17 protein-coding genes are annotated in these 19,542 nt (G+C 60.3%); 11 read left to right on the top strand and 6 right to left on the bottom strand.

Translation table 11 applies throughout. The features are described from left to right. Window positions 1-125 precede the first annotated feature (125 nt). The 11 genes from PCPL58_RS04890 (at window position 126) to PCPL58_RS04845 (ending at window position 12,015) form a co-directional block, all read left to right on the top strand. Window positions 126-1,202 carry an FUSC family protein gene (locus PCPL58_RS04890; protein WP_065348930.1) on the top strand — a complete coding sequence of 359 codons (1,077 nt, stop codon included), beginning with the start codon at window positions 126-128 and terminating at the stop codon, window positions 1,200-1,202. A gap of 10 nt (window positions 1,203-1,212) precedes the next feature. Then, the gene (locus PCPL58_RS04885) at window positions 1,213-1,674 is read left to right on the top strand and encodes an Lrp/AsnC family transcriptional regulator (protein WP_002555556.1); all 462 of its coding nucleotides are present in this window, start codon (window positions 1,213-1,215) and stop codon (window positions 1,672-1,674) included. A gap of 151 nt (window positions 1,675-1,825) precedes the next feature. Then, window positions 1,826-3,505, top strand: a complete 1,680-nt coding sequence (locus PCPL58_RS04880; protein WP_065348929.1) for a flavin monoamine oxidase family protein — start codon at window positions 1,826-1,828, stop codon at window positions 3,503-3,505. A 15-nt stretch (window positions 3,506-3,520) separates the two neighbouring features. Beyond that, the gene (locus tag PCPL58_RS04875) at window positions 3,521-4,315 is read left to right on the top strand and encodes a carbon-nitrogen hydrolase family protein (protein ID WP_065348928.1); all 795 of its coding nucleotides are present in this window, start codon (window positions 3,521-3,523) and stop codon (window positions 4,313-4,315) included. 205 nt (window positions 4,316-4,520) lie between these two features. Beyond that, a complete protein-coding gene (gene pqqF / locus PCPL58_RS04870; protein ID WP_065348927.1) occupies window positions 4,521-6,809 on the top strand; it encodes a pyrroloquinoline quinone biosynthesis protein PqqF in 2,289 nt (762 codons plus the stop codon). Between the two features lie 135 nt (window positions 6,810-6,944). After that, window positions 6,945-7,019, top strand: coding sequence for a pyrroloquinoline quinone precursor peptide PqqA (pqqA, locus tag PCPL58_RS29095; RefSeq protein ID WP_003422658.1), 75 nt, complete (start codon window positions 6,945-6,947; stop codon window positions 7,017-7,019). A gap of 88 nt (window positions 7,020-7,107) precedes the next feature. Beyond that, on the top strand, window positions 7,108-8,019 hold the full coding sequence (gene pqqB / locus PCPL58_RS04865) for a pyrroloquinoline quinone biosynthesis protein PqqB (RefSeq protein ID WP_058416069.1): 912 nt from the start codon (window positions 7,108-7,110) through the stop codon (window positions 8,017-8,019). Window positions 8,020-8,027: 8 nt separating this feature from the next. Next, the gene (gene pqqC, locus PCPL58_RS04860; protein ID WP_003402120.1) at window positions 8,028-8,783 is read left to right on the top strand and encodes a pyrroloquinoline-quinone synthase PqqC; all 756 of its coding nucleotides are present in this window, start codon (window positions 8,028-8,030) and stop codon (window positions 8,781-8,783) included. Then, entirely contained in the window at window positions 8,780-9,064 is a 285-nt protein-coding gene (pqqD, locus tag PCPL58_RS04855) for a pyrroloquinoline quinone biosynthesis peptide chaperone PqqD (RefSeq protein ID WP_002555562.1), read from the top strand. Before pqqC ends, pqqD begins: the two co-directional genes overlap by 4 nt. After that, window positions 9,057-10,226: a pyrroloquinoline quinone biosynthesis protein PqqE gene (gene pqqE / locus PCPL58_RS04850; protein WP_065348926.1), complete on the top strand. Its 1,170-nt coding sequence runs from the start codon at window positions 9,057-9,059 to the stop codon at window positions 10,224-10,226. Before pqqD ends, pqqE begins: the two co-directional genes overlap by 8 nt. Beyond that, window positions 10,189-12,015 (top strand): S9 family peptidase, encoded by a 1,827-nt coding sequence (locus PCPL58_RS04845; RefSeq protein ID WP_065348925.1) that lies wholly within the window; start codon window positions 10,189-10,191, stop codon window positions 12,013-12,015. Before pqqE ends, PCPL58_RS04845 begins: the two co-directional genes overlap by 38 nt. A 55-nt stretch (window positions 12,016-12,070) precedes the next feature. Here PCPL58_RS04845 and PCPL58_RS04840 read toward each other — a convergent pair whose 3' ends face one another. The 6 genes from PCPL58_RS04840 to bioD form a co-directional block, all read right to left on the bottom strand. After that, on the bottom strand, window positions 12,071-12,232 hold the full coding sequence (locus PCPL58_RS04840; protein WP_002555565.1) for a YqaE/Pmp3 family membrane protein: 162 nt from the start codon (window positions 12,230-12,232) through the stop codon (window positions 12,071-12,073). Window positions 12,233-12,635: 403 nt separating this feature from the next. Beyond that, window positions 12,636-14,414 carry an acyl-CoA dehydrogenase C-terminal domain-containing protein gene (locus tag PCPL58_RS04835; protein ID WP_065348924.1) on the bottom strand — a complete coding sequence of 593 codons (1,779 nt, stop codon included), beginning with the start codon at window positions 14,412-14,414 and terminating at the stop codon, window positions 12,636-12,638. A 169-nt stretch (window positions 14,415-14,583) separates the two neighbouring features. Continuing rightward, window positions 14,584-15,882 (bottom strand): GGDEF domain-containing protein, encoded by a 1,299-nt coding sequence (locus PCPL58_RS04830; RefSeq protein ID WP_058396391.1) that lies wholly within the window; start codon window positions 15,880-15,882, stop codon window positions 14,584-14,586. Window positions 15,883-16,259: 377 nt separating this feature from the next. After that, window positions 16,260-18,065 carry a phenylacyl-CoA dehydrogenase gene (locus tag PCPL58_RS04825; RefSeq protein WP_003432609.1) on the bottom strand — a complete coding sequence of 602 codons (1,806 nt, stop codon included), beginning with the start codon at window positions 18,063-18,065 and terminating at the stop codon, window positions 16,260-16,262. 333 nt (window positions 18,066-18,398) lie between these two features. Then, on the bottom strand, window positions 18,399-18,695 hold the full coding sequence (locus PCPL58_RS04820) for a hypothetical protein (RefSeq protein ID WP_003316196.1): 297 nt from the start codon (window positions 18,693-18,695) through the stop codon (window positions 18,399-18,401). A 152-nt stretch (window positions 18,696-18,847) separates the two neighbouring features. Further along, window positions 18,848-19,528 carry a dethiobiotin synthase gene (gene bioD, locus PCPL58_RS04815; RefSeq protein ID WP_065348923.1) on the bottom strand — a complete coding sequence of 227 codons (681 nt, stop codon included), beginning with the start codon at window positions 19,526-19,528 and terminating at the stop codon, window positions 18,848-18,850. Window positions 19,529-19,542: the final 14 nt, after the last annotated feature.

Raw genomic sequence — 19,542 nt, 5'->3', positions numbered from 1 at the left:
AATGCGCAATGCCACGTCACTGATCATCGACATACCCCACCCATCCCCCATCAAAATGTGGCTTACTGAAGCCTGCCATCATCCAATCAGGGAATCTCTTCCCTACCCTCGCGGTCTCTTAACGCATGACGAATTCGCGCTCTGCTTTCATACCCTCCTGGCTTCGCCCTGTTCTGCGTCCTTTGCTGGACCCGTATCGCCGTTATCGGCATGCGCGGCTGATCCACGCGGCGCGGATTGCGGTGGGCTTGCTGGTGACTATCCTGCTGACCACCGGCCTCAACCTGCCTCACGGTGAGTGGGCATCGGTGACCATGCTGATCGTGATCGGCGGTTTGCAGCACCACGGCAATATCGGCAAGAAGTCGGTCGAACGGGCCTACGGAACCCTGATCGGTGCCGGTCTCGGTCTGATCGTGGTGGTTCAGCAGGGCTATCTGGAAATGCCGTTGCTGACCTACGCAATGATGTGCGGTTTCTTCGCCTATCACGCCATCGGCAAAGGGGGTTACACCGCGCTGCTGTCGGCGATCACGCTGTTCATCGTCGCCGGTCATGGTTACAACCCGATCAGTGACGGGCTGTGGCGTACCGTCGATATTCTGATTGGTATCGCGCTGGCCCTGGCGTTCTCCTTCGCCCTGCCCCTGTATGCGGTGTTTTCCTGGCGCTACAACCTGGCCAGTGGTTTGCGTGACTGCGCCAAGGTCTACGGGCGCATTGTGCAAGGCCAGCCAGTGACGGCGGATGAGCATTTGAAACTGACCGCCAGGCTCAACGGCACGATGCTGCAATTGCGCTCGCTGCTGCCGTCGGTGTCCAAGGAAGTGAAGATGTCCATGGTCGAGCTGGACGCCATTCAGGGCCACTTCCGCATGTGCCTGAGCACCCTGGAGATTCTCGCCAATATTCGCCCGGCGAACCTGAATCAGCTTGCCGACGAGACGCTCAAGGTATCGTTGGACGCTGACTACCGCCAGATTCGCCGGCAATTGATCGGCATGGCGCGCGCCCTGCAAACCGGTGCCACCGAGCGTCTGGAACGCACGACCGAAACACCGGAGACGCCGGAAACACCACCAGTGAAAGCCGTCATTCCTACCGAGCTGAAGGGCTACCACTTGATGACCCAGCAGTTAGCGCTCAACCTCGACGGCCTGCAGGCACGTCTGGCCAAGACCGCCAAACGCTGGAAGTTTTAAGGAACCGCCCGTGCCCGATACCCGCCCGCCTGTGCTGGATGAAATCGATCGCCAGCTGATTGCCGCGCTGCAAATCAATGCGCGCGAAAGCGTCGCCATGCTCGCCCGGCAACTGGGCATCGCGCGTACCACCGTGACCTCGCGGCTGGCGCGCCTGGAAAGCAGCAAAGTGATTACCGGTTACGGCGTGCGCCTTGGCCAGCGCGTGGTCAGTGGCGGGTTGCAGGCGTATGTCGGCATTACCGTGCAACCTCGCTCGGGCAAGGAAGTGTTGCGGCGGCTGAGTGCCATGGCGCAGGTTCAGCAACTCTGTGCGGTGAGTGGCGAGTTCGATTATGTCGCCTGGCTGCGCACGGACTCTCCCGAGCAACTGGACCAGCTACTGGACCTGATCGGCAGCGTGGATGGTGTCGAGAAGACCACGACATCGATCATCCTCAGCAGCAAGATCGACCGCGGCCAGCCGGTGTAACTGCACGCTTCTATCAAGCAGTGATACAAACTGACCAGAAAATTCGTCACTTAGTCCAAACAAACAGCATATCGACGACACTTTGCGTCTTATTAACGTGTCCGCCCTTCTCTAGACTGTTGTTTTTCGCCGTTGCCCATCAAGGTCCGTCATGAAGAACAACCGTCACCCCGCCAACGGCAAAAAGCCGATCACCATGTTCGGCCCCGACTTCCCCTTCGCCTTCGATGACTGGATTGAGCACCCGAAAGGTCTGGGCAGCATTCCGGTGGAGAACCAAGGCGCTGAAGTGGCAATTATCGGTGCCGGGATAGCCGGTCTGGTGGCGGCCTACGAATTGATGAAGATGGGCCTCAAACCGGTGGTGTACGAAGCCTCGAAAATGGGTGGCCGCCTGCGCTCGCAGGAGTTCGAAGGCGCCAAAGGCATCGTGGCCGAACTGGGCGGCATGCGCTTTCCGGTGTCCTCGACAGCGTTCTTCCATTACGTCGACAAGCTGGGCCTTGAGTCCAGGCCGTTCCCCAACCCGCTGACCGCGGCGTCCGGCAGCACCGTTATCGACCTGGAAGGCACCACCTACTACGCACAAATGCTCTCGGACCTGCCGGCACTGTTTCAGGAAGTCGCCGACGCCTGGGCCGACGCACTGGAAAGCGGCTCGCAATTCGGTGACATCCAGCAGGCGATCCGTGACCGCGATGTGCCGCGTCTCAAAGAGCTGTGGAACAAGCTGGTGCCGTTATGGGACGACCGCACGTTCTATGACTTTGTCGCGACCTCCAAGGCCTTCGCCAAGCTGTCTTTCTTTCACCGCGAAGTGTTTGGCCAGGTGGGCTTCGGCACTGGCGGCTGGGATTCGGACTTCCCCAACTCGATGCTGGAAATCTTCCGTGTGGTGATGACCAACTGCGATGAGCACCAGCATCTGATCGTCGGCGGCGTGCAGCAAGTGCCGGTCGGCTTGTGGAGCCACGTCCCCGAGCATTGCGCGCACTGGCCCAAGGGCACCAGCCTGTCGTCGTTGCACCGCGGCGCACCACGTCCCGGCGTGAAGCGCATCGCACGCGCCGAGGATGGCAGTTTTGCGGTGACCGATAATTGGGGCGACACCCGGCAATACGCTGCCGTGTTGACGACCTGCCAGAGCTGGCTGCTGACCACGCAGATCGAGTGCGAAGAGTCGCTGTTCTCGCAGAAAATGTGGATGGCCCTGGACCGCACCCGCTACATGCAGTCGTCAAAGACGTTCGTGATGGTCGACCGCCCGTTCTGGAAGGACAAGGACCCGGAAACCGGCCGCGACCTGATGAGCATGACCCTCACCGACCGGCTGACCCGTGGCACTTACCTGTTCGATAACGGCGACGACAAGCCCGGCGTGATCTGCCTGTCCTACTCGTGGATGAGCGATGCACTGAAGATGCTCCCGCAGCCCATCGAGAAGCGGGTGAAGCTGGCGCTGGATGCCTTGAAGAAGATCTACCCGAAAGTGGACATCGCAGCGCGGATCATCGGTGATCCGATTACCGTGTCATGGGAAGCCGATCCGCACTTCCTGGGTGCCTTCAAGGGTGCGCTGCCGGGCCATTACCGCTATAACCAGCGCATGTACGCGCACTTCATGCAGCAGGACATGCCCAGCGAACAGCGCGGCATGTTCATCGCCGGCGACGATGTGTCCTGGACACCGGCGTGGGTCGAAGGCGCTGTGCAGACTTCGCTGAATGCTGTGTGGGGCATCATGAACCACTTTGGCGGCAAAACTCACGCCGAGAACCCCGGCCCCGGTGATGTGTTCCACGAAATCGGCCCGATTGCACTGGGCGACTGACAGAAGGAAACCCCCATGCGCGTTGCGCTGTATCAATGCCCGCCATTGCCGCTGGATGTCAGCGGCAACCTGACTCGCCTGGAACAGCAGGCTCAGGCCGCCGCCGAACAAGGGGCACAGGTGCTGATCTGTCCGGAAATGTTCCTCAGCGGCTACAACATCGGCGCCCAAGCTGTCGGTGAGCTGGCACAGGCGCAGGACGGTCCGGCAGCGACGCGCATTGCCGCTATCGCACAGGCTAGTGGCATTGCGATCCTCTACGGCTATCCGGAGCGCGCCGCCGATGGGCAGATCTACAACGCTGTGCAGTTGATCGACAGCCAGGGCAAACGCCTGTGCAACTATCGCAAGACGCACCTGTTCAGCGAGCTCGACAGGTCGATGTTCGCTGCAGGCGACGATCATTACCCGGTGGTCGAATTGAATGGCTGGCGCCTGGGCCTGTTGATTTGCTACGACGTGGAATTCCCCGAAAACACTCGTCGGCTGGCCTTGGCGGGGGCCGAGTTGATTCTGGTCCCCACCGCAAACATGCTGCCTTACGATTTCGTCTGCGACGTGACCGTCCGGGCGCGGGCTTTCGAGAATCACTGCTACGTGGTGTACACCAACTACTGCGGCAGCGAGGGCGCGATTCGTTACTGCGGGCTCAGCAGCCTCTGCGCGCCGGACGGCAGCCGCCCGTTGCTGGCGGGTCAGGACGAAGCATTGCTGGTCGGCACGCTGGACAAGTCACTGCTGGCACAGGCCCGAACCGCGAACGACTACTTCGTGGATCGCCGCCCGGCGCTTTATACGTCGCTGACTTGATCCTGAAGAGGCCGGTACAGCCTCTGGAAATAGCGCGTTTGCTTATCGTCATTCTCGTTGCCTATCGTGCCAATGCTCTGCGTTGGCATGCCGTTCTGGACGCTCTGCGTCCTCTATTTCGCAGCTTTGAGCAGCAGGCTCGCGAACGGGTCTGTTAATCCGCTAGCATGACGCCTCGCCTCGCACAGCTTTCCGGACGCCCTTCATGCCTGCCGCACACGCCGCCGACACTCAACGCCTCACGCTGGCCAACGGCTTGAATGTGGTGCTGTGTCACGAGCCACGGCTCAAGCGCTGTGCGGCCTCATTGCGCGTGGCAGCCGGCAGTCACGATGCGCCACAAGCGTGGCCGGGGCTGGCGCATTTTCTGGAGCATCTGTTTTTCCTCGGCACCGAACGCTTCCCGGCCGGGGACAACCTGATGACCTTCGTGCAGCGTCATGGCGGGCAGGTCAATGCCAGCACCCGTGAGCGCACCACTGACTTCTTCTTCGAATTGCCGCAAGCGGCCTTCGCCCAAGGGCTGGAGCGGCTATGCGACATGCTTGCCCGATCGCGCATGGACATCGCAGATCAATTACGCGAACGCGAAGTGCTGCATGCCGAATTCATCGCCTGGCGCGGCGATAGCGCATCCGGCGATCAGGCGCGCCTGCTGACAGCGATCAACCCACAGCATCCGCTGCGCGGCTTTCACGCCGGCAATCGCTACAGCCTGTCAGTGCCCAACCCGGCTTTTCAGCAAGCGTTGAAAGACTTTTATCGAGGCTTCTACCAGGCCGGGCAGATAACCCTGTGCCTGAGTGGCCCGCTGCCGGTGGCTGAACTGCAGGCGCTGGCGATAAACCACGGCGCGGTTTTCGCCACCGGAATGAAGGTCACACAGCACCCGCCTCCAGCATTGATGGCCAGCCCTCGACAGGCTGGCGAGCAAAACCATCTGCTGTTTGCCTTCGAGGACTTGCCAGACAAAACTGACGAAGCGGTGGCCTTCTTCTGTCACTGGCTCAATGCCGCGCAGCCTGGCGGACTGGTCGCCGAGCTGGTGCGCAGGGGCCTTTGCACCTCATTGAACGCCGCGCCGCTGTACCAGTTCGGCGGGCAGCTTTTGCTGGATATCGAGTTTAAAGGCGACCCGGCGAACGCGACCGCTATCAGTAGCCTGCTTTTCAGCTGGCTCGGTTTTTTCAAAGCTCACTGGCCAACGCAAATCGAGGAATACCACCGCCTCGAACGACGCCGTCTGCAGACGTGCGGAGCATTGGCTCTGGCAAACCATCACTGTCGCGAAACGCCCGCGCAGTTGAGCGAGCAAGGCCAAAAAACGTTAAGTGCATTACTGGCGAAGCTCACCGCTGATGTGGATAACCTCGTTCCAGAGCCGGTCACTTGGCGCCTGCCAGCGCCGAATCCGTTTCTTCATACGGCAGCGGACGACCCCGCTGAAGCCGCGCTGTACCTGCGCTGGCAACTGCCATCCCCGCAGCCCGCTCTTTGGCGGATGCTCGATGCGGCGCTCAAGCCACTGGTCGAAGACGCACGTCAGGCCGGAGTAACCCTGACCTTCACCGCGTACGGTCCGTACTGGCAGCTTCAATTGAACGGTTTGCGCGAACCGATGCCAGCGGTCCTGAAACAAAGCCTGCAGCGCTTGCAACACCCCGATACCCACGCACAGGAAAACGACGAGCCGGTGTTGATCCCGATTCGTCAGTTGCTCAAGCAGCTTGCCGATCACTTCTTGCGCAATGGGTCGGAGGCGAGCATAAGCGACCTGCCAGGCGTATGGGCGGCTTCGCGCTGGATCAGTTTCACCAGCGGTATTGAACGGGCCAGCCAGTCAATGCTGGACGCGGTGTTGAATGCAGCACCCGGCGTTCGGCAAACCTCCCCGCCCGATCTGCCAGCCATTCGCGCTGGCAAGCACTGGGCGACGGAAGCATCGTCCTCCCCGGAAGACGCCGTGCTGGTGTTCTGCCCCGCGCCCACGACTTCCATCGAAGATGAAGCGGCCTGGCGTCTGCTCGCGCACCTGACTCAAGCGCCGTTCTATCAGCGGCTGCGGGTCGAACTGCAATTGGGTTACGCGGTGTTCAGTGGCCTCAGGCAGATCGACGGACGGACCGGTTTGCTGTTCGGCGTGCAATCACCCACCTGCAATGCCCAGCAACTGTTTGCGCACATCGAGGCCTTTATCGGCGGATTGCCGCAGTGGGTCCGCGATGCAGATTTGCCTGAGCAGACCAAAGCCCTTGCAGCGCAGTTCGAGCCGTCGAGCCTGCCGGAGCAACAGCGTGCCGACCTGCAGTGGCAGGCACACCTCGCCGGGCACCGGGGTGACCATGCGCAGACCTTGCAGCGCGCTCTGTCAAATCTGGATACACACTCGTTGCTGGCCTCTGCGGATCAATTGATCAACGCCACAGGGGGCTGGCTGATCGTGGCCAATCGCCCTGCCAGCGCGGCCGTTCCGCAATCCTTACCTGAACGGTAACGGTCTTTCATGCAGATTCTAGCCCTGCTGAATTGTGAAAATGAGTAACATAGCTCCCTAAGCATCTGAACGTATGCCTCCAGCGATGCACTAAGATGTAGTCACCCACCGCTGCACTTATCCGAGGAGATTTTTATGTCGTGGACTAAACCTGCTTACACTGATCTGCGTATCGGTTTTGAAGTCACCATGTACTTCGCAAGCCGTTGATTTCAGTGCGCTGTGAAGCCTCGGTTCGCCGGGGCTTTTTTTATGGTTGTGGCTGTTTTTTATTTCAGAGCGTGTCCCAGGAGCTGTCATGTACATCCAGATTCTAGGTTCTGCTGCTGGCGGTGGATTCCCCCAGTGGAACTGCAATTGCGTCAATTGCGCGGGTTTTCGCGACGGCAGCCTGCGTGCCCATGCGCGGACCCAGTCGTCCATTGCGCTGTCCGACGACGGTATCAACTGGGTGCTGTGCAACGCCTCACCGGACATTCGCGCGCAATTGCAGGGCTTTGCGCCTATGCAGCCCGGGCGCGCATTGCGCGACACCGGCATCAGCGCGATCGTGTTGATGGACAGCCAGATCGACCACACCACCGGTCTGCTCAGCCTGCGTGAAGGCTGCCCGCATCAGGTGTGGTGTACCGACATGGTCCATGAGGACCTGAGCACCGGCTTCCCGCTGTTCGAAATGCTCAAGCACTGGAACGGCGGCCTGACCTGGAATCGCATCGAATTACAGGGCAGCTTTGTGATTCCGGCCTGCCCGAACCTGCGCTTCACGCCCTTTCCGCTGCGCAGCGCCGCCCCGCCCTACTCGCCACACCGTTTCGACCCGCACCCGGGCGACAACATCGGCCTGCTGGTCGAAGACACCCGCACTGGCGGCAAGCTGTTCTATGCCCCGGGCCTGGGTAAGGTCGATGACGCACTGGCCGAGAAAATGCGTGACGCCGACTGCCTGCTGGTCGACGGCACAATGTGGGACGACGACGAAATGCAGCGCCGTGGTGTGGGCACACGTACCGGCCGGGAAATGGGCCATCTGGCACAGAACGGCCCCGGCGGCATGCTGGAAGTCCTCGAAGGCTTTCCCGAGCAGCGCAAAGTGCTTATCCACATCAACAACACCAACCCGATTCTCGACGAAGACTCCCCGGAACGTGCGGAGCTGGTTCGTCGCAACGTCGAAGTGGCCTTCGATGGCATGAGCATCGAGCTTTAGGAGCTGACATGAGCGAAGCGACTGCGCTGTCCCCCGCCGAATTCGAACAGGCCTTGCGCGCCAAGGGTGCCTATTACCACATCTATCACCCGTTCCATGTGGCGATGTACGAGGGCCGTGCGACCCGCGAGCAGATTCAGGGCTGGGTCGCCAACCGTTTCTACTATCAGGTGAACATTCCGCTCAAGGACGCGGCGATTCTGGCCAACTGCCCGGATCGCGAGATCCGTCGCGAGTGGATTCAGCGCCTGCTCGATCATGACGGTGCGCCCGGCGAAGACGGCGGCATCGAAGCCTGGCTGCGTCTCGGCCAGGCCGTCGGGCTCGACCCGGACCAACTGCGCTCGCAGGAACTGGTGCTGCCAGGCGTGCGTTTTGCCGTCGACGCCTACGTGAACTTCGCCCGCCGCGCCAACTGGCAGGAAGCTGCCAGCAGCTCGCTGACCGAACTGTTCGCACCGCAGATCCACCAGTCGCGCCTGGACAGCTGGCCGCAGCACTACCCGTGGATCGACCCGGCCGGCTACGAGTATTTCCGCACTCGCCTGGGTCAGGCCCGACGCGATGTAGAGCACGGCCTCGCCATCACGTTACAGCACTACACTACGTACGAAGGTCAGCAGCGTATGCTGGAAATCCTGCAGTTCAAACTCGATATCCTGTGGAGCATGCTCGATGCGATGTCCATGGCCTACGAGTTGAACCGCCCGCCGTATCACAGCGTCACAGACCAAAGGGTCTGGCATAAGGGGATTACGCTATGAAGCACGATCCGCAGTTCCGAGCGTTGACACCCAAATGGCATCAAGGCTATCGCTTTCAGTACGAGCCTGCGCAAAAGGCGCATGTGGTGCTTTACCCTGAAGGCATGATCAAACTCAATGACAGCGCGGCCCTGATTGGCGGGCTGATCGATGGCAAGCGCACCATCACCGCCATCATTCATGAGCTTCAGCAGCAGTTCCCCAATGTTCCCGAACTGGGCATGGACGTCGACGAGTTCATGGAAGGCGCCAAAAAGAAAAACTGGATCGATCTTGTCTGACCTGGCCCCCGTCACCAACACCCCGTACATACCGCCCACTCCCGAGGTCGGGCTGCCCCTGTGGCTGCTCGCCGAGCTGACCTATCGCTGCCCGTTGCAGTGCCCGTATTGCTCCAACCCGCTGGATTTTGCCAAACAGGGCCAGGAGCTGAGCACTGAGCAGTGGTTCAAGGTCATGCAGGAAGCGCGGGAAATAGGGGCGGCGCAGATCGGTTTTTCCGGCGGCGAGCCGCTGGTGCGCCAGGACCTCGCCGAGCTGATCGCCGAGGCCCGGCGTCTGGGCTTCTACACCAACCTGATCACCTCGGGCATCGGCCTTACCGAAGAAAAGATCATCGCCTTCAAGGAAGCAGGCCTGGACCACATCCAGATCAGCTTTCAGGCCAGCGACGAGCAGGTCAACAACATGCTCGCCGGCTCGAAAAAAGCCTTCGCGCAGAAGCTGGAGATGGCCAAGGCGGTCAAAAAGCACGGCTACCCGATGGTGCTGAATTTTGTCACCCATCGACACAACATCGACCGCATCGACAAGATCATCGAGCTGTGTCTCGCGCTGGAGGCGGATTTCGTCGAACTGGCGACCTGTCAGTTCTATGGCTGGGCGCACCTGAATCGCCTCGGCCTGCTGCCGACCAAGGATCAACTGGTCCGCGCCGAAGCCGTCACCAATGAATACCGCGTCCGGCTGGAGGCAGAGAATCATCCGTGCAAGCTGATTTTCGTCACGCCTGATTATTACGAAGAGCGTCCCAAGGCATGCATGAACGGCTGGGGCAATATCTTCCTGACCGTGACACCGGATGGCACAGCGCTGCCCTGCCACGGCGCACGGCAGATGCCGATCCAGTTCCCCAACGTGCGCGATCACAGCATGCAGCACATCTGGTACGACTCGTTCGGCTTCAATCGCTTCCGCGGTTACGACTGGATGCCCGAGCCTTGCCGTTCGTGTGACGAGAAGGAAAAGGACTTCGGCGGTTGTCGCTGCCAGGCCTTCATGCTGACCGGCGACGCCGCCAATGCCGACCCGGTGTGCAGCAAATCCTATCACCACGGGATCATCACTCAGGCTCGTGACGAGTCCGAAACCGCTACTCAAACCATTGAAGAGCTGGCCTTTCGCAATGACCGAAACTCACGACTCATCGCAAAATCCTCCTGAACGCCTGAGCGCCGCCCAAGCGGTCGCTGCAGGCGTCGACTTCGCCGAACTGGATGTCAGCTCGGCGGGCCTGTTCTGGAACGAATACCGCCCCGAAGACGGCGCCAGCCGCATCTGGCACTGGTACGCCAACAGCAAGCGCTGCCTGACGCCACAAGGCTTCAGCGTGCGCAGTCGGGTGTATGAATACGGTGGTGGCTCGTTCTGCCTCGCCGACGACGCCGTAGTCTTCGTCAACGAGCGCGACCAGCAACTGTATCGACAGGCACTGGATGCCAGCGAGCCGGTGGCGCTGACCGAGGGCAACCAGCGCTACGGCGGCGTGTTCTTCAGCGGCGGCCAGATTCTGGCCGTTGAAGAGGACCACAACACGCATCGACTGGTGGCTATCGAGCTGGCTGACGGCAAGCGCCAGTTGCTGGCCGAAGGCGCTGATTTCTACTCATCACCGATTGTCAGCGCCGACGGCAGACGCCTGGCCTGGATCGAATGGCAGCGCCCGCATCAGCCGTGGACCAGCACCCGCTTGATGTCTGCGACGAAACAGGACGATGGCAGCTGGGCCACTGCGCAGTGCATCGCAGGCGACGGCGCGCAAGAGTCACTGCAACAACCGCGCTTCGATGCCCACGGGCGGCTGTATTGCCTGACAGATCGTGCAGGTTTCTGGCAGCCGTGGGGCGAATCACCTTCCGGGTTTGCGCCGCTTTCCGCCCGCCCGGCGGATCATGCCTCCGCGCCCTGGCAAATGGGCAGCTGCACCTGGCTGCCGATCAACGATGGTTACCTGGCGAGCTGGTTCGAAGACGGTTCAAGTGTTCTGGGGCTTTGTCAGGCCGACGGCAGCGTCGAGGATTTCAGCGCGGGTTACAGCCGCTTTCGCAGCCTCGCCATTGACGAAGAGTTCGTCTATTGCATCGCGGCCTCAGCCGTAAGCACCTCGGCGGTACTGGCTATTTCTCGCCACGACGGCAGTGCTCAGGTGCTTGCCGGAGGCGGGTCGCCGCTGCCAGCCAACCAGATCAGCCGTCCTCAGACATTGCGTTACCCCAGTGGCGGGGCCGAGGCTCATGGTTACTTCTATCCGGCCATGACCGGCGCGGAGAAACCACCGCTGGTGGTGTTCATCCATGGCGGCCCGACCTCTGCCTGCTATCCGGTGCTGGACCCACGCATTCAGTACTGGACACACCGCGGCTTCGCCGTGGCAGACCTCAATTATCGCGGCAGCAGCGGCTACGGTCGGGTGTACCGGCAAGGCCTGCACCTCACCTGGGGCGTGGCGGACGTCGAAGATGCCTGTGCAGTCGTGAAACATCTGGCCGAGCGCGGCCTGATTGACGAACGACAGGCGTTTATTCGCGGCGGCAGTGCGGGTGGGTACACCACGCTCTGCGCCTTGGCCTTCCACGATGTATTCCGCGCGGGTGCCAGTCTGTACGGCGTCAGCGATCCGGTGGCACTGGCCAGGGCGACGCATAAATTCGAAGGTGATTATCTGGACTGGCTGATCGGCGATCCCGACAAGGACATCGAGCGCTATCAGGCTCGTACGCCCCTGTTGCACGCAGACAGCATCAGCGTGCCAGTCATCTTCTTTCAGGGCGAGCTGGATGCCGTGGTGGTTCCGGAACAGACCCGGTCCATGCTCAAGGCATTGCAAGACAACGGAATCAAGACCGAAGCGCACTTCTACGCGGACGAGCACCACGGGTTCCGCAAGGCGAACAACCTGGCAGATGCGCTGGAGAAGGAATGGCGTTTCTATCGGGATGTGCTGGATGCTTGATCGAGCCGTGTGATCGTTCCCGCATCAGGGAACGATCAGCGAGTGCGACGAGGTGTTACTTACGCGAGACGATGATGTAGATCGCGTGGATGATGCCCGGGATGTAACCCAGCAGGGTCAGCAGGATATTCAGCCAAAAAGCGCCAGCAAAGCCTACTTGCATGAACACGCCTACCGGGGGCAGCAGGATGGCGAAAATGATACGAATGATGTCCATGGAAAGCTCCTGATTGATTGGCTCTGATTGGCCATACAGCTAATCGACCCTGGCCGGCGGTGAGGGTTCAACCGGCTCTGGCACCGCGCCATTATTCTTTCTCGGGAGAGGATCAGGACAAGCGTTGCAATGCGGGCACAGCATCGTGTGCTGCGAGCGGAAAGAAAACAGAATCGTCAAAACGCAAACAAAGAAAACCCCGCCGAAGCGGGGCTTTCCAGACTGTTTCCCTGATTTCCCTTTCAGCCCGCCATCCTGGCAGGCTTCCCTACGTGTCCCTGTTATGTCTTGTTGCGCGTCCTGCGCTACGTCCATGAACGAAGATTAACTTTGGATCCCTTTCTTGGGAAGAGGTCAATTGGCACCACGCAGTGTAAGCAAATGCTTACAAGGCTTTTCCAAGTCAGAATTGTGACGCCTTCAACAGGTACAGCGAATCGCTGCCCGCGCGCACCGAGGCATCCAGCGAGTGAATACGCGGCAGCAGACGTGCGAAGTAGAAGCGTGCAGTACCCAGCTTGCTTGCGTAGAACTCTTCCTGCTGCTCTTTACCGAGTGCTGCCTTGGCCATCATGGCCCACATGTAGGCATACGCCGTGTAACCGAACAGATGCAGATATTCCACAGAGGCTGCGCCGATTTCATTGGGGTTGTTACGCGAGCGATCCAGCACCCAGCCGGTCAGCTCATCCAGCATGTTCAAGGCTTTGCTCAGCGGCTGAGTAAACTCGCCGAGCGCGTTGTCCGAGCCGCTGATGAACTGGCGGACTTCATCGGAAAACAGCTGATAGAAAGCGCCATTCGAACCGACGATCTTGCGCCCGACCAGGTCCAGCGCCTGAATGCCGTTGGTGCCTTCGTAGATCTGCGTGATACGCACGTCACGCACCAGTTGCTCCTGGCCCCACTCGCGGATGTAACCGTGGCCGCCGAATACCTGCTGACCATGAACGGTGGTTTCCAGACCGATATCACTCAGGAACGCCTTGGAGACGGGCGTCAGCAGCGCCACCAGATCATCGGCACGCTTGCGCGCGGCATCGTCTTCGCTGAACTTGGCGATATCCAGTTGCAGGGCGACGTAGCTGGAAAACGCACGACCGCCTTCGTTGAACGCCTTCATGGTCAAGAGCATGCGACGCACGTCAGGATGGACGATGATCGGGTCAGCGGCCTTGTCCTTGTTCTGCGCACCGGTCGGGGCACGGCTCTGCAGACGGTCCTGCGCATACTCGACGGCGGCCTGATAAGAGCGCACGCCAGAGGCCAGGCCCTGGATACCGACGCCGAGGCGCTCGTAGTTCATCATCGTGAACATCGCCGCCAGCCCTTTGTTCGGCTCACCGATCAGGTAACCAGTGGCGGCGTCGAAGTTCATCACACACGTTGCAGACGCCTGGATGCCCATCTTGTGCTCGATCGAGCCACAACTGACGGCGTTGCGCTCGCCGATGCTGCCGTCGTCAGCGACCATGAACTTGGGCACCAGAAACAGCGAGATGCCTTTCGGGCCAGGCGGTGCATCCGGCAACTTGGCCAGCACCAGATGGATGATGTTTTCGGTCAGGTCGTGTTCGCCACCGGTAATGAAAATCTTGCTGCCGGTGATCTGGTAAGCGCCGTCCGCCTGGGGTTCGGCGCGGGTGCGAATCATGCCCAGATCCGTACCGGCGTGGGCCTCGGTCAGGCACATCGACCCGGCCCAGACGCCTGAATACATATTGGGCAGAAATTTGGTCTTGAGCGCTTCACTGGCGTGGGTGTCTATCGATACGCAGGCGCCGGACGTGAGCATCGCGTACAGACCGAACGCCAGGCTGGCAGAGTTGAGCATCTCTTCGACCTGAGCCGACACCACCTTGGGCATGCCCATGCCGCCAAACTCGGGGTTACCGCCTACACCGACCCAGCCGCCCTCAGCGTAGGTCTTATAGGCCTCGGGGAAACCTGCAGGTGTGGTGACGACGGTGTCCTTCCAGTGGCAGCCCTCCTCGTCACCGTTGCGGCTCAGCGGCGCAATGGTCTTGCTGGTCACTTTACCGGCTTCTTCGAGAATGGCTTCGACCGTTTCAGCGTCGACGGTTTCGGCCAGCTCGGGCAGTTGAGCCCAGAGCTTTGAAACCTCGAAGACTTCATTGAGGACGAAGCGCATATCGCGCAGTGGCGCTTTATAGTCAGCCATGGCAAACCTCGTGAACACGGATCGAAATGCTTTGGGAAGCCGATCGATGCATCCAGCGACGCAGATCAGCAGTCGAGTTCCACGAGTCTAACCGAACAACATTTCAGAGACATAGGGTCGTGTCATGACTGAATAGTCATAACAGGTCACGGGAAGTGTAAGGGCTTGCTCAGGTTGCCGCTTCAGTTGTGCGGACAGCGCCACGTCGGTTCAACTGCCCGTAAGCCACCACACAATTGCGCCCGGCACCCTTGGCCGCATACAGCGCCTGGTCGGCGCATTTGAGCACCTCTTCGGGCGTGCGATGCTCCGGCTGGCGTTCGGCAACGCCGATACTCACCGTCACCGACACACTGCCTGACTGCGCCCCGCTGCGGCGCTGCCGGCCTTGCTGATCGTCCTGAGGGCGACTGTCCTTGTTGCGCAGCTGAATCTCGTAATTGGCGATGGTCTCGCGGATGGCTTCCAGGTGCGGCATGCACTCATCGATAGTCTTGGCGGCGAACACAATGGCGAACTCTTCGCCACCATAACGATAGGCCTTGCCACCGCCGCTGGTGATTTTCGACAGTTTGCTGGCCACCAGACGCAGCACCTGATCTCCCACATCATGGCCGTGGGTATCGTTGAATTTCTTGAAGTGATCCACGTCGCTCATCGCCAGCACATAGTTGCGACCCAGACGCTGCATGCGCTCATTGAGCGCCCGACGCCCAGGCAACCCGGTGAGCTCGTCGCGGAAGGCCATCTGATAGGCCTCATGAGCGACAGCAGCGGCAATCATCAGCATCACCTGGCTGCACAGGATGTTCAGCGTGAACGGCAGGATGAAGGTCTTGGGCAATGCCCAGAACAAACCCAGCAGGCCGACAATCTGCGCCGCATGCAGCGGTCGCGGCTTTTCCAGGTATTGCCAGATCAGCACCCCGAATGACACGAGGAACATCGCGTAAGACAACTGGATCAGGCTCATCCATGCGCCATGCAGGACAGGCCAGCGGATGTCGGCCAGCCAGACTTGCAGCTCGACCGGATAACTTTGTTCAAGCCCCACCGCCACGCCGCCCAGCGCTACCAGCACCGCGAGCCGCGCGACCATGTCCTGGAACAGATGCGTTCGCTCCTCCCATGCTGCATACAGCCCGAACAGCAGCGGCAGCAGCAGGCAGACCAGGTGAAAGATCACCGCCGCATCTTCGCGGACCTTGCCGTGGTCACGGTAGTAATCGGTCTGGGTATCGAGCAGGTAGTAGGCGATATACACCGTGAGCATCAGAAACAGCTCGCGCTGACGTCGGTAAACACAGCAGTACGCGCCGCCCAACAGCAGAACCAGCGTCGGGAGCACGTTGAACAGCGAAGTGAAGAAGACGTTCAGGTCCTTTACGTACGCAGCCGCGAGCCCCGCCACCAGCAAGCCCAGTGAAGGCAGAAAATGACTCAAGCGTGCAGCTGATGGACGCAACAAAAGGGGTTATCTCCTACCCGGCATCTGGATGACTGGCTGGCCTGATGGCATTGTGCCCCTCCCCAGCAAACAATGCATCGGCAGGATCAACAAACAACTTAATTTCTGTAACGGCAGGAAGCGGGAAATGTTTATTGCGGGCTTCTTGCGTCCATGCGCCGCGTCGGCATGCGTTGGGTGACACAGAGCGTCACGAACTGCATTCCCACGCGGAGCGTGAGGAACGAGAGGTGTACTGAAGAACATCATGACTATGCACGGGGCCTGAACGCCTTCCCAGGTTTCGCTGGAGATTCGAATACAGCGATGCGCTAAAACGCACCCATAAAAAAACCGCCTGATCAGCGATCAGGCGGTTTTCATGACGCCAGCGAAGCTTAGTAAGCCAGGCCGAAATCTTCTTCCTTCATGTCCATCAGGTTGGCAGCGCCCGACAGAATGGCCGCCACGTGGGTACGGGTGCGCGGCAGGATGCGCTGGAAGTAGAAGCGCGCGGTCTGGATCTTGGCGCGGTAGAACGCTTCGTCAGACGTACCGGCCGCCAGTTTCTCGGCCGCAACACGCGCCATGTCGGCCCAGAAGTACGCCAGGCAGGCATAGCCGGAGAACATGACGTAGTCCACCGACGCAGCACCCACTTCTTCGCGATCCTTCATCGCCGCCATACCGACTTTGAGGGTCAGGTCGCCCCACTCCTTGTTCAGCGCAGCCAGTGGCGTCACAAACTCCTGAACGACTTCGTTGCCTTCATTGCTCTGGCAGAACTTGTGAACGATCTTGGTGAAGCCCTTGAGCGCTTCGCCCTGGGTCATCAGCACCTTGCGGCCCAGCAGATCGAGCGCCTGGATACCGGTGGTGCCTTCGTACAGCATCGAAATCCGGCTGTCGCGAACGTTCTGCTCCATGCCCCACTCGGCAATGAAGCCGTGGCCGCCGTAGATCTGCACGCCGTGGTTGGCGGCTTCAAAGCCCACTTCCGTCATGAACGCCTTGGCAATCGGGGTCATGAACGCCAGCAGCGCGTCAGCGGCTTTCTTTTGCTCCGGGTCTTCGCTGTACTTGACGATGTCGACCTGTTTGGCTGTGAAGTACACCATGGCACGGGTGCCTTCGGCGAACGCCTTCATGGTCAGCAGCATGCGACGCACATCAGGGTGAACGATGATCGGATCGGCGGCTTTTTCCGGTGCCTTGGGGCCGGTCAGCGAACGCATTTGCAGGCGGTCACGGGCATATTGCAGGCCGCCCTGGAAGGCGACTTCGGCGTGCGCCAGACCTTGCAGTGCAGTCCCCAGACGCGCGGTGTTCATGAACGTGAACATGCAGTTCAGGCCCTTGTTCGCCGGCCCGATCAGGTAACCGGTAGCGCCATCGAAGTTCATCACGCAGGTGGCGTTGCCGTGGATGCCCATCTTGTGCTCGATGGAGCCGCAGTTCACGGCGTTGCGCTCACCGATGCCGCCATCGGCAGCCGAGAGAAACTTGGGCACGATGAACAGCGAAATGCCTTTGGTGCCAGCCGGTGCGTCCGGCAGGCGGGCCAGCACGATGTGGACGATGTTATCGGCCATGTCGTGTTCGCCAGCGGAAATGAAAATCTTGGTGCCGGTAACCTTGTAGGTCCCGTCAGCCTGAGGCTCTGCTCTGGTGCGCAGCATGCCCAGGTCGGTACCGCAATGCGACTCGGTCAGGCACATGGTGCCGGTCCATTCGCCGGACACCAGCTTGGTCAGATACGCTTCCTGCTGCTCGGGCGTGCCGTGCTCGGAGATCGTGTTCATCGCACCGTGTGACAGGCCAGGGTACATGCCCCACGACCAGTTCGCCTCACCGACCATCTCGCTGACCGCCAGGCCCAGCGACTCGGGCAGACCCTGACCGCCGTGCGCAACGTCATGCGCCAGACTTGGCCAGCCGCCTTCGACGAACTGTTTGTAAGCCTGTTTGAAGCCGGTCGGCGTCTTCACGCCCGACTCGCTCCAGGTGCAACCCTCGGTATCGCCCACACGGTTCAGCGGTGCCAGCACCTGCTCACAGAACTTGGCACCCTCTTCCAGAATGGCGTCGACCATGTCCGGAGTGGCGTCATGACAGGCTGGCAGACTCTGATAGTGCGCTTCATAGCCGAGCAGTTCATCACGAACAAAACGAATATCACGCAAGGGGGCCTTGTAGTCAGGCATAGCGATAACCTCTGCTGATGAATCCTGGAACGAATGACCGGGCGGTCGCTGGAGAGATACCCTCAAGCGCCAGACAATCTCGTATGCCTCGCGGTCAAACAGGTGTTTGAAACATACGTTTACGCCCAAACCTTGTCAATAGCGAAGCACGCACCATTCGTCCACGGCCCATGCATAAGCCACGCAGGCGTACGTCGTGCGGGGGCGAGCGAAACGTAAGCAAAAGTCTAGTGGAGGGCGAAACCGGGTGCAGGTGAGATACAGGACAATGATGCGGAGAAATTCAGAGGGCAACGCCGTGCGCAGATGGCACGGCGGGAATTGACGCGAAAATCAGGCGTAGGTGTCGATCAGCGTGCCGAGCATTTCATTGCTGGCTTTCTGCGCAGCCAGTCCGGCTGCAAACTGATCCTTTCCAGCCTCGAGTTCGACGATGTTGGACGGCAAGTCGGAACGCTGGCTGCGATCAACAGAGCGCAGGTTCTCAAGCTGAAAGTCAGAAGACTGGCTTCTGCCCGACACTTCGATATTGGAGCTGGCAATCTGGGTGGCCGCCTGATCCACACGACTTTGCCCGACCTGCATTGCGCTAAGGCCTGGGTAGAGGGTGTTGTTCATGGTGATTTGCATAAGCCGATCCTCAGTTCAAAAAACGAACACGCCCATTGAAGCAGCATTTGCCCGGAAATACTCGACAAACAGACTAATGGCACTAGGCCGCACGATAGCCTGAGTCTTGAAAATCCAAAACTGTCTTGCCGGTCAGCGACATAGCGGTGCTGTCAGCTCAACACCTTCAAGTCGAGATACTGCGCCACATTTTCGGCACTTGCCTCGTTCAAGCGCGGCACCCGTCCCAGGCAAGGTACAGGCAGACGCTCGACCAGCGTGGCGAGGTTTTCTTCAAGCCGCGAGGTGTCGGCATCCACGATGTTGGCCACCCAGCCGGCCAGACGCAACCCGTCACGGGCAATCGCTTCGGCAGTCAACACCGCATGATTGATGCAGCCCAGACGCACGCCTACCACCAGAATCACCGGCAGGTCCAAGGCAATGGCCAGGTCGGACAATGTGCTCTGCCCGGACAGCGGCACGCGCCAACCGCCCGCCCCTTCGATCAGGGTGAAATCGGCCTGTCTGGCGAGCATCTGCCGCATGGGTTGCAGCACCGAATCGACGGTCAACGCGACGCCAGCTTCGCGTGCTGCCAGGTGCGGAGCGATGGCCGGTTCGAAAGCCAGCGGGTTGACGTCAGCGTAATCCAGCTCGACAGAACACTCGGCCAGCAACGCCAGAGCATCCGGGTTGCGCAGCCCCTGTGGCGTGACAAAACAACCGGAGGCAACGGGCTTGCCGGCGGCCGTGCTCAGGCCGGACATTCGGGCAGCATGCAGCAAACCGGCAGCCACCGTGGTCTTGCCAGCGTCGGTATCGGTCCCGGTGATGAAGTAGGCAGCAGTCATCTCAGCAGTCTTTC

This window comes from Pseudomonas cerasi (genome assembly GCF_900074915.1).
Taxonomy (GTDB): domain Bacteria; phylum Pseudomonadota; class Gammaproteobacteria; order Pseudomonadales; family Pseudomonadaceae; genus Aquipseudomonas; species Aquipseudomonas cerasi.
This window is presented reverse-complemented; position numbering and strand designations above follow the sequence as displayed.

Coding starts and splice junctions, on each gene's coding strand:
- PCPL58_RS04845 (WP_065348925.1), top strand. CDS start 10,189: ATGACCGAAACTCACGACTCATCGCAAAATCCTCCTGAACGCCTGAGC.
- pqqF (WP_065348927.1), top strand. CDS start 4,521: ATGCCTGCCGCACACGCCGCCGACACTCAACGCCTCACGCTGGCCAAC.
- bioD (WP_065348923.1), bottom strand. CDS start 19,528: ATGACTGCTGCCTACTTCATCACCGGGACCGATACCGACGCTGGCAAG.
- PCPL58_RS04890 (WP_065348930.1), top strand. CDS start 126: ATGACGAATTCGCGCTCTGCTTTCATACCCTCCTGGCTTCGCCCTGTT.
- PCPL58_RS04880 (WP_065348929.1), top strand. CDS start 1,826: ATGAAGAACAACCGTCACCCCGCCAACGGCAAAAAGCCGATCACCATG.
- pqqB (WP_058416069.1), top strand. CDS start 7,108: ATGTACATCCAGATTCTAGGTTCTGCTGCTGGCGGTGGATTCCCCCAG.
- PCPL58_RS04835 (WP_065348924.1), bottom strand. CDS start 14,414: ATGGCTGACTATAAAGCGCCACTGCGCGATATGCGCTTCGTCCTCAAT.
- pqqC (WP_003402120.1), top strand. CDS start 8,028: ATGAGCGAAGCGACTGCGCTGTCCCCCGCCGAATTCGAACAGGCCTTG.
- pqqD (WP_002555562.1), top strand. CDS start 8,780: ATGAAGCACGATCCGCAGTTCCGAGCGTTGACACCCAAATGGCATCAA.
- PCPL58_RS04825 (WP_003432609.1), bottom strand. CDS start 18,065: ATGCCTGACTACAAGGCCCCCTTGCGTGATATTCGTTTTGTTCGTGAT.
- PCPL58_RS04840 (WP_002555565.1), bottom strand. CDS start 12,232: ATGGACATCATTCGTATCATTTTCGCCATCCTGCTGCCCCCGGTAGGC.
- PCPL58_RS04820 (WP_003316196.1), bottom strand. CDS start 18,695: ATGCAAATCACCATGAACAACACCCTCTACCCAGGCCTTAGCGCAATG.
- PCPL58_RS04875 (WP_065348928.1), top strand. CDS start 3,521: ATGCGCGTTGCGCTGTATCAATGCCCGCCATTGCCGCTGGATGTCAGC.